This is a genomic window from Noviherbaspirillum sp. (assembly GCF_036846085.1).
Lineage (GTDB): Bacteria > Pseudomonadota > Gammaproteobacteria > Burkholderiales > Burkholderiaceae_D > Noviherbaspirillum.
In genome coordinates this window covers 1-7,821 of record NZ_DAIUCO010000251.1, presented here as the reverse complement: position 1 = coordinate 7,821, position 7,821 = coordinate 1, and the positions used below count along the sequence as shown (strand labels likewise).

General features: G+C 60.1%; 8 protein-coding genes. 5 read left to right on the top strand and 3 right to left on the bottom strand.

What is annotated here, in order from left to right; all coding sequences use genetic code 11:
• Window positions 1-139: 139 nt before the first annotated feature.
• Both V7080_RS21395 and V7080_RS21390 read right to left on the bottom strand, forming a co-directional pair.
• Window positions 140-901: a DUF5615 family PIN-like protein gene (locus V7080_RS21395; protein WP_334190416.1), complete on the bottom strand. Its 762-nt coding sequence runs from the start codon at window positions 899-901 to the stop codon at window positions 140-142.
• Between the two features lie 208 nt (window positions 902-1,109).
• The gene (locus V7080_RS21390) at window positions 1,110-1,829 is read right to left on the bottom strand and encodes a succinate dehydrogenase iron-sulfur subunit (protein ID WP_334190415.1); all 720 of its coding nucleotides are present in this window, start codon (window positions 1,827-1,829) and stop codon (window positions 1,110-1,112) included.
• Window positions 1,830-2,008: 179 nt separating this feature from the next.
• On the opposite strand from V7080_RS21390, the gene V7080_RS21385 reads away from it, so the two are divergent.
• The 5 genes from V7080_RS21385 (at window position 2,009) to V7080_RS21365 (ending at window position 5,865) form a co-directional block, all read left to right on the top strand.
• Window positions 2,009-3,385 carry a cytochrome ubiquinol oxidase subunit I gene (locus V7080_RS21385; protein WP_334190414.1) on the top strand — a complete coding sequence of 459 codons (1,377 nt, stop codon included), beginning with the start codon at window positions 2,009-2,011 and terminating at the stop codon, window positions 3,383-3,385.
• On the top strand, window positions 3,382-4,407 hold the full coding sequence (cydB, locus tag V7080_RS21380; protein WP_334190413.1) for a cytochrome d ubiquinol oxidase subunit II: 1,026 nt from the start codon (window positions 3,382-3,384) through the stop codon (window positions 4,405-4,407). Before V7080_RS21385 ends, cydB begins: the two co-directional genes overlap by 4 nt.
• Before the next feature lie 234 nt (window positions 4,408-4,641).
• The gene (locus V7080_RS21375; protein WP_334190412.1) at window positions 4,642-4,821 is read left to right on the top strand and encodes a hypothetical protein; all 180 of its coding nucleotides are present in this window, start codon (window positions 4,642-4,644) and stop codon (window positions 4,819-4,821) included.
• 237 nt (window positions 4,822-5,058) lie between these two features.
• On the top strand, window positions 5,059-5,322 hold the full coding sequence (locus V7080_RS21370) for a hypothetical protein (protein ID WP_334190411.1): 264 nt from the start codon (window positions 5,059-5,061) through the stop codon (window positions 5,320-5,322).
• A 273-nt stretch (window positions 5,323-5,595) separates the two neighbouring features.
• Complete coding sequence (locus V7080_RS21365) at window positions 5,596-5,865, top strand: GlsB/YeaQ/YmgE family stress response membrane protein (RefSeq protein WP_057292973.1); 270 nt, start codon at window positions 5,596-5,598, stop codon at window positions 5,863-5,865.
• Window positions 5,866-6,003: 138 nt separating this feature from the next.
• Here the strand turns inward: V7080_RS21365 and V7080_RS21360 are convergent, their stop codons facing one another.
• On the bottom strand, window positions 6,004-7,734 hold the full coding sequence (locus V7080_RS21360) for a long-chain-fatty-acid--CoA ligase (RefSeq protein ID WP_334190410.1): 1,731 nt from the start codon (window positions 7,732-7,734) through the stop codon (window positions 6,004-6,006).
• Between the last annotated feature and the right edge of the window lie 87 nt (window positions 7,735-7,821).

The window sequence follows — 7,821 nt, the reverse complement described above, 5'->3', positions numbered from 1 at the left end:
CGCTCGGACCGCGCACGCGACTTCCTCAACAAAATCATCCACTGAGCACCGTCGGAAACGCCGCGGGCGGATCGTTTTCCGTCCGAAGCACGTACGCGTAAGGTTGTACGCCGGGCAGCGCGAGCCGCCTCGAAAACAGTCACGGCGCTGCATCGCCCGCGGCGCCGTTCAGCATCCGCGCCACCCGCTCCCGCATGCGGGCAGCGTGCGATCCTTCCCAGTACACCTGCGCGCAGGCATCGCATTCGTAGAAGTGCTGGTAGTGATGCCGGCTATGGTGCGGCACCCGGTCGGCCACCGCGCTCTTTTCCACGGTGCGCAGCATGCCGTTGCAGTTCAGGCAGCGGGTCAGTGCACGGGCGCTGGCCGCCAGCCGGAAACGCCGGATAACTTCTATCACCTGCTCGTCGCCGTCGATCGCGTGCACATACGCGCCGCGCACGATGTCCTTGCGGATGAGCAGATCGCGGTCGCGCGTGAGGACGATGCGGTTCTCGTCGGCAGCGATCGCCGCCACCTCCGAATCGCCGTAGTCGTTGCGGTACAGCACATCGAAACCGAGCATGCGCAGGTGCTTGGCAAGCTGGCCCAGATGCGCATCGGCAATAAATCGCGGCGCTTCTCCCTCGGGCTCGCGCAGTTTCGCCAGCGGTGCGATGTCGACGCCGCCGAAGCACGGATAGACGCTGACTTGGTCGCCATCCGCCAGGCGATAGGAAAAGTCGACCGGTTCGCCGTTCACGAGCATGAGATCGACCTCGGTATGCGGCACACCGAGCGCTTCGATCATGTGCTTGACGGTGGCGTCGCGCGGGAATGCGCGGATGCAGGGGCGCTGCCGGCAGGCTGGCGCCAGGAAGAAGTTTAACTCGGCATAGAAACGGAATTCGGCGCTGGCCACGATGCATCGATTCGAAAGCTGCAGAATGCGGGTAAGACATGTCCCTGTGCGGCATCGCGCTGCCGCAGCGATGCCGTATGCCTGTCCGCGGCCATTATGCCGCCGGCGCAGCGCGGTAATCCCAGGAAACTCCCCTACGTGCATTCCTTGCGACGACGTTGAACTTTGTTCGCGCGCGGGTAGTTTTTACACGTCTCGAAATAATGACTCAGACCGCCCGCATGACCAGCATGTCGCGTATCTGCCCGATTGCCGCGCCGGGGTTCAGGCCCTTCGGACACACATCGGCGCAATTGAGAATCGTGCGGCAGCGGAACAGGCGATAAGGGTCTTCAAGATTGTCCAGTCGCTCGCTGGTGGCCTGATCGCGGCTGTCCACGATGAAGCGGTGTGCCTGCAGCAGGCCGGCGGGACCGACGAACTTGTCCGGGTTCCACCAGTAACTGGGGCAGGATGACGAACAGCAGGCGCACAGGATGCATTCATAAAGGCCGTTCAACTGGTCGCGCTCCTCCGGCGTTTGCAGGCGTTCGCGCTCCGGCGGCAGGGTGTCGTTCACCAGCCATGGCTTGATCGAGTGGAACTGCTTCCAGAACTGCGTGAGGTCGACAAAGAGATCGCGTATCACCGGGAAGCCGGGCAAGGGCCGCAGCACCACCGGTTGTTTTAATTCCCGGATGTTGGTCAGGCAGGCCAAACCGTTCTTGCCATTGATGTTCATCGAGTCCGACCCGCAGATGCCCTCACGGCAGGAGCGCCGGAACGAGAGCGTGTCGTCAATCTCGTTCTTTATCTTGACCAGCACGTCCAGCAGCATCCGGTCGTTGTGGCCCACCGGGACTTCCAGTTCCTGGTTATACGGGGCGTTGCCGGTATCGGGGTCGTAACGGTAAATCTGCAATTTCAGTGTACGGGCTGTTGTATCCATCGATTCTCTCCAATTTGCACGCCAAGATGCAGCATTCATGCCTAGGGGCTGTCATAACCTTCAAGCACCGCCAAGCAAATCATTACGGTCTTCCGCTTAGATACTGTTGATGAACATTCGTCATCGGTTTCATGTCGAAAGGCGGGCGGCAATGCTCATAACCCCGTTCGGAGATCCCTATGGAAACATTTGCCGGTGTGGACGCCACCCTGCTTGCGCGCATCCAATTCGCATTTACGGTCAGCTTCCATATCATCTTCCCGGCTTTTTCCATCGGCCTTGCCGCATTCATCGCCACACTGGAAATACGCTGGCTGCGAAGCGGCGAGCAGTACCTGCACACGCTGGCACGCTTCTGGACCAAGATCTTCGCCGTGTCGTTCGCCATGGGCGTGGTGTCGGGCATCGTGATGGAATACCAGATCGGCACCAACTGGAGCCGCTTCTCCGAAGTCATCGGCCCCGCGATCGGTCCCCTGTTCGGCTACGAAGTACTGACCGCGTTTTTCCTCGAGGCCAGCTTTCTGGGCATCATGCTGTTCGGCTGGAACAGGGTGCCGCCCTGGCTGCATACCTTTGCCTCGATCATGGTGGCGGTGGGCACGGCGCTGTCCGGCTTCTGGATCCTGTCGGCGAATAGCTGGATGCACACGCCGGCCGGATTCGAGATGCGCAACGGCATCGCCTATCCGCTCGACTGGTGGGCAATCATCTTCAATCCGAGCTTTCCGTACCGCTTCACCCACATGATGATCGCCACATATCTCACCACCTCGGTGGTGGTGCTGGCGACCGGCGCACGCTATGTCCTGGCGGGCAAGTTCGAACGCGAAGCCCGCACCATGGTGCATATGGGACTGGGCATGCTGGCGGTGCTGGCACCGATCCAGATCCTGGTCGGCGACCTGCACGGCCTGAATACAAGCAAGCACCAGCCAGCCAAGGTGGCTGCAATGGAAGCCCACTGGGACAGCTCCCATCCGGCGCCGCTCGTACTGTTCGCATGGCCGGACGAGAAAGCCGAGCGCAACGTGGCCGAGATTTCCATCCCTAAGCTCGGCAGCCTGATCATCACGCATGATCCGAATGGCCGTTTCCCCGGCCTGCTCGATTTCGCGCCGGAAGACCGACCGCCGGTCGTGCCGGTGTTCTTCATGTTCCGCGTGATGGTGGGCATCGGCCTTCTGCTGCTGGCGATCGGCTTTACCGGCGTCTACCTGTGGTGGCGCAAGCGGCTGTTTTCCGCCACCTGGTTTCTCAAGCCGCTCGGCTATGCGTGGCCATTGGGCTTCGTCGCAATCATCGCCGGCTGGATCGTGACCGAAGTCGGGCGGCAGCCGTGGATCGCCTACGGCATATTGCGCACCGCCGACGCTGCATCGCCGGTCGCCGCGTCGACTGTCGCCTTATCTCTGGCGCTGTTCGTGATCGTGTATTTCGTGGTGTTCTCCGTCGGCATTTTCTACATCTACCGCATGCTGCGGCGCGGGCCGAAACCGGTGGAGGATCCGAATGCGCTGCCCAACCGCCCCCTGTCTGCAGGAGACCCGGCATGAACGCCATCTTGAACGATCAGGCTTATTACCTACCCATCGTGCTGACGCTGGTCCTCGGCGCGGCGGTGGCACTGTATGTCGTGCTGGACGGTTTCGACCTCGGCATCGGAATTCTCTTTCCCTACTATCCGAATGAGGAAGACCGCGACGTGATCATGAACTCGGTGGCGCCGTTCTGGGACGGCAACGAGACCTGGCTGGTCATGGGCGGCATCACGTTATGGGTCGGCTTTCCGATCGCGTTTGCGATCATCCTGCCGGCGGTGTACCTGCCGGTTCTCGTACTGTTGCTGGCGCTCATCTTTCGCGGCGTGGCGTTTGAATTCCGATGGGTGGCCAAGCCGCGTCAGAGGAAGTGGGACATTTCCTTCGCGGCCGGATCGACACTGGCTGCATTCGCCCAGGGCCTGGTGCTGGGCGCGGTGTTGCAGGAGATCCCGATCGAGGATGGCCAGTATGCCGGCAATGCATTCGACTGGCTCACCCCATTCAGCCTGATGTGCGGCGTTGCGCTGGTGGCCGGCTACGCACTCCTCGGCGCCACATGGCTGATGATGAAGACCGAGGGCGAGATCGAACGGCGCGCCCGCCGCATCGGCGTGCCGTTGCTGTTCGCACTTTTGTTGTTCATCGGCATCGTCAGCGTCTGGACACCGCTGGAGATCGAGCGCATCGCCGAACGCTGGTTCAGCACACCCAATTTCTATTTCCTTTCCCAGGTGCCGCTCGCCACGCTGCTCCTTGCCTGGCTATGCTGGCGCGGCATCCGGCTCGGCAAGACAATCACACCCTTTGCATCCGCAATCGGCCTGTTCCTGCTTGCATTCGCCGGACTGATCATTTCCAACATGCCGTACATGGTTCCTCCTACCCTGACCATCTGGGACGCCGCCACGACGGTGCCGTCGCAAAAGTTCTTCCTTGTGGGCGCGGTCATTCTTCTGCCGATGATTCTTGCCTACACCGTCTTTGTATTCTGGATTTTCCGGGGCAAGGTAAGAGCGGGAGAGGGATATCACTAGGCAACATATCTCCCCCAGGAAACGGCTTTATTCGCGATCAAAGCGTCTGCATTGCGCTGTATTGTTTTCAATAGGGCATGGAACATTTACAAGAGAAAATTGCCGAATCACAGTAAGCCGCCGCGCCGGTGATGCGTCATACGGGCACAGGAATTGCACTACCTAGGCAACCCGCAATGTAAAGAACGTCTTGATGACGCGCTTGGAAGTCCGGGCAATGACAAGGAGGTTGTCATGAACAGGGATGTGGTTGCAAAAACCTTGGGGCAGTATCGGCAAGCGCAGCGGATGCCGCGCATGACCGGATTCGCCGGCGGCGGCACACCTATCGAAGCAGCATCCTGCATTGCATCGCGAATGCGCGTGGATCCAGTCCCGCAACCGGACGACGATTGTCCGGCCAGGCACCGGTAAATCACGGCGCGCGGCGCGTTCAACGGTCACCGACAGCAACCGGTATAGAAAAAAGTGCGGAAGCGATGCGCATAAGGATATGCACATGCCGCGATAAGCGACGCTGACCCGATAAGCGTTGGCTCAAGCGTGACTTCCCGTCTTCCAGGCATGACGGGCAGAACGGTCAGGGAGCGCAACCATTCACATCCCACACCGGTTCGGACAGCCGACGGCGGAGACACAAGGAGACAAGGCATGGGTTTCGATCAGAAAGAGGCCGTGGTGATCTGCATATCACCGGGCATCAAAGGCAGATGGGATGTATCGGAAAAGGGATTCGAGGAACCGCTGGCGTCGTTTAACGACAAGGAGGATGCCTATGCATATGGGACTGACTTGAGCAGGACAAAGGAAGGTTCGACCGTGCTGGTGGAAGACGGCGAGACTTTTATCCCGCTGTCGACGTTGGTCGAAGCGGGGACCGGTCCCGGTGGACGCACATCGGGCAAAGCCGGCTGAACCGGCAAGCGATGCCTGCGACAGGCATCGTCCTTGCAACAAGCGATTTGCGGGATCCGTCTGCACGAATCGCCGCAGCGGAGCAGGAACCTTGACGCGGAAAATTCGAGGAGGAATTTGAAGCGGAGAGAAAGCGCGTGATACACGGAAGAACCCAGGCAGCCTCTTCTGTCATCCGTGACTTGCAGCAGAAGTGTGAAGCGGGCTATGAACCATTTATTGTGTAGCCAGTCTATTAAATAGCAATTTTATTAACATCACATGGAGGTTAGCATGAACTTTATTATCTGGATCGTAGTGGGCGGTATTCTCGGTTGGCTCGCCAGCCTGGTCATGAGAACGGATGCAAGCCAGGGCATGTTCCTGAACATCATCGTCGGTATCGTGGGCGCACTGCTAGGCGGCTGGCTCCTGGCTCCGTTGTTCGGTACCGGCACGATCAACCAGAACGACTTTAGTATCTCTTCGCTGCTCGTGTCGTTCCTGGGTGCCGTGATCCTGTTGGCCATCGTGAATCTGCTGCGTCGAGGCACACCTCGGTAATGCGTAGTTAGATTTCCGGTTCACCCAGCTTCCCGGCAAGGGGCCGTAACGCAAAACGTTTCATGCCAAGACGTTCGTGTTACGGCCCCTTCATTCATTCAGCACAAGCGCCGCCTTGCAGTTTCACGCGCAGCCTGATCACGCATTGCCGGTCGCCTGCTTCTCCGCACCACGCCTTGCCTCTTCCTCATACAGCTCCTTCTTCGACAGCTTGCCTACCGGTGTCTTCGGCAACTGGTCGCGTATCTCCATCGCCTGCACCATTTCATGCTTGCCCAGGCGCCGCTTGAGGAAGGTCTTCAATTCGTCCAGCGTGAATGATGGCGCGCCCTGCTTGAGCGTGATGAACGCCTTCGGCGACTGTCCGCGATAACTGTCCTCCACGCCGATCACGCTGACTTCGGCTACCGACGGATGTTCGTAGATCGCTTCTTCGACAATGCGCGGATAGACGTTGTAGCCGCCGCACAGGATCATGTCCTTGGTGCGGTCGACGATAGTCACGAAACCGTCCTCGTCCATGTAGGCGACATCGCCGGTACGGAAAAATCCGTCCGGCGTCATCGATGCGGCCGTCGCTTCCGGCTTCTTCCAGTAGCCCTTCATCACGTTCGGTCCCTTGATGCACATCTCGCCGCGTTCCCCGAGCGGCACTTCCACCGACGGGTCATCCACGCTGACGAACTTGAGCGTCACGCCGACCGTAGGAAGTCCGCAGGAGCCGACTTTCTGCTTGCCGTAGACCGGCGTGAAGGTACCGGTAGGCGACGTTTCCGTCATGCCCCAGCCTTCCGCCAGCGAGCAGCCTGTCAGGCGCTGGAACTGCTGGTTCACCTCAACCGGCAGCGGCGCACCGCCGGACCCGCAAAACTTCAGCGCGCTGAGATCGAACTTGCCAATCTCCGGGTGGTTGATGATGGCGGTGTACATCGTCGGCACGCCGGGGAAGACGGTGATCTTTTTCTCCGCCAGATCCTTGATGACCGCATCGAGATCGAAGCGGGTATGCAGCACCAGTTCCGCGCCCATGCGCAGCCCGAACAGCATGTTGACCGTCAGCGCATAGATATGGAACAGCGGCAGCACCGCCATCACCCGCTCCTTGCCCTCTTCCAGCACTTTCGGATCGCCGCTGGTGACGGCATGAATCTGGTTGCAGGCGGTAGTGAGATTGGCATGGCTGAGCATCGCGCCTTTCGGCAGACCGGTGGTGCCGCCGGTGTACTGGAGCACCGCGATGGTGGCGTCGGGGTCGGTGACCGGATAGGGCTGGAAGGCGCCATCGTTCTCGATCAACGCGGCGAAGCGCATATGATGATCGTCCTGCCGCACCTCGGCCAGCAGGCCGCCCTTCTGCATGTGCGCGCGAACCGGATCAGGCTGCGCGGTCATCTCGGCAAGGTCGCCGACGATCAGCTTTTTCAGGCGGCTGCGGCCGAGAAGATCCGCCATCTGCGGATACAGCACCGCCAGGTCGAGCGTGACCATGATGTCCGTCTCGCTATCCTCGACTTTGTGCGCAAGGACTTTTTCCGCATCGAGTGGCGAATAATTCACCACCGTGCCGCCTGCCTTCAACACGCCGAAAAAACTAATTACGTAATGCGGCGTATTCGGCAGATACAGGCCGACATGCACGCCGGGCTTGACGCCGAGCTGCTGGAAACCTTTTGCGGCGCGATCGACCAGCTGCAGCAATTCACGGTAGCTGGTTTTCCGGCCCATGAAGTCGAGCGCGGTATTGTCCGGCCAGCGGGCGGCGGCATCATCGAGCAGCTGCGGCACCGGGCTGGTGGAAAGCGGCGCATCCCAGCGCACGCCGGCAGGATAGGATTTCAACCACGGATGTTGGGCTTGTACTTCGGGCATGCTTGTCTCCTGTTGGATGCCGGTGCGGATAACCGAACGGCCCCTTCCCCCTTTCAGGGCGCCCGGCTAGGGGGGAAGGTTGGGATG

Excerpts from the sequence above, each read along its gene's own strand:
- V7080_RS21390 (WP_334190415.1), bottom strand. The coding sequence starts at position 1,829 with ATGGATACAACAGCCCGTACACTGAAATTGCAGATTTACCGTTACGAC.
- V7080_RS21385 (WP_334190414.1), top strand. The coding sequence starts at position 2,009 with ATGGAAACATTTGCCGGTGTGGACGCCACCCTGCTTGCGCGCATCCAA.
- cydB (WP_334190413.1), top strand. The coding sequence starts at position 3,382 with ATGAACGCCATCTTGAACGATCAGGCTTATTACCTACCCATCGTGCTG.
- V7080_RS21375 (WP_334190412.1), top strand. The coding sequence starts at position 4,642 with ATGAACAGGGATGTGGTTGCAAAAACCTTGGGGCAGTATCGGCAAGCG.
- V7080_RS21370 (WP_334190411.1), top strand. The coding sequence starts at position 5,059 with ATGGGTTTCGATCAGAAAGAGGCCGTGGTGATCTGCATATCACCGGGC.
- V7080_RS21365 (WP_057292973.1), top strand. The coding sequence starts at position 5,596 with ATGAACTTTATTATCTGGATCGTAGTGGGCGGTATTCTCGGTTGGCTC.
- V7080_RS21360 (WP_334190410.1), bottom strand. The coding sequence starts at position 7,734 with ATGCCCGAAGTACAAGCCCAACATCCGTGGTTGAAATCCTATCCTGCC.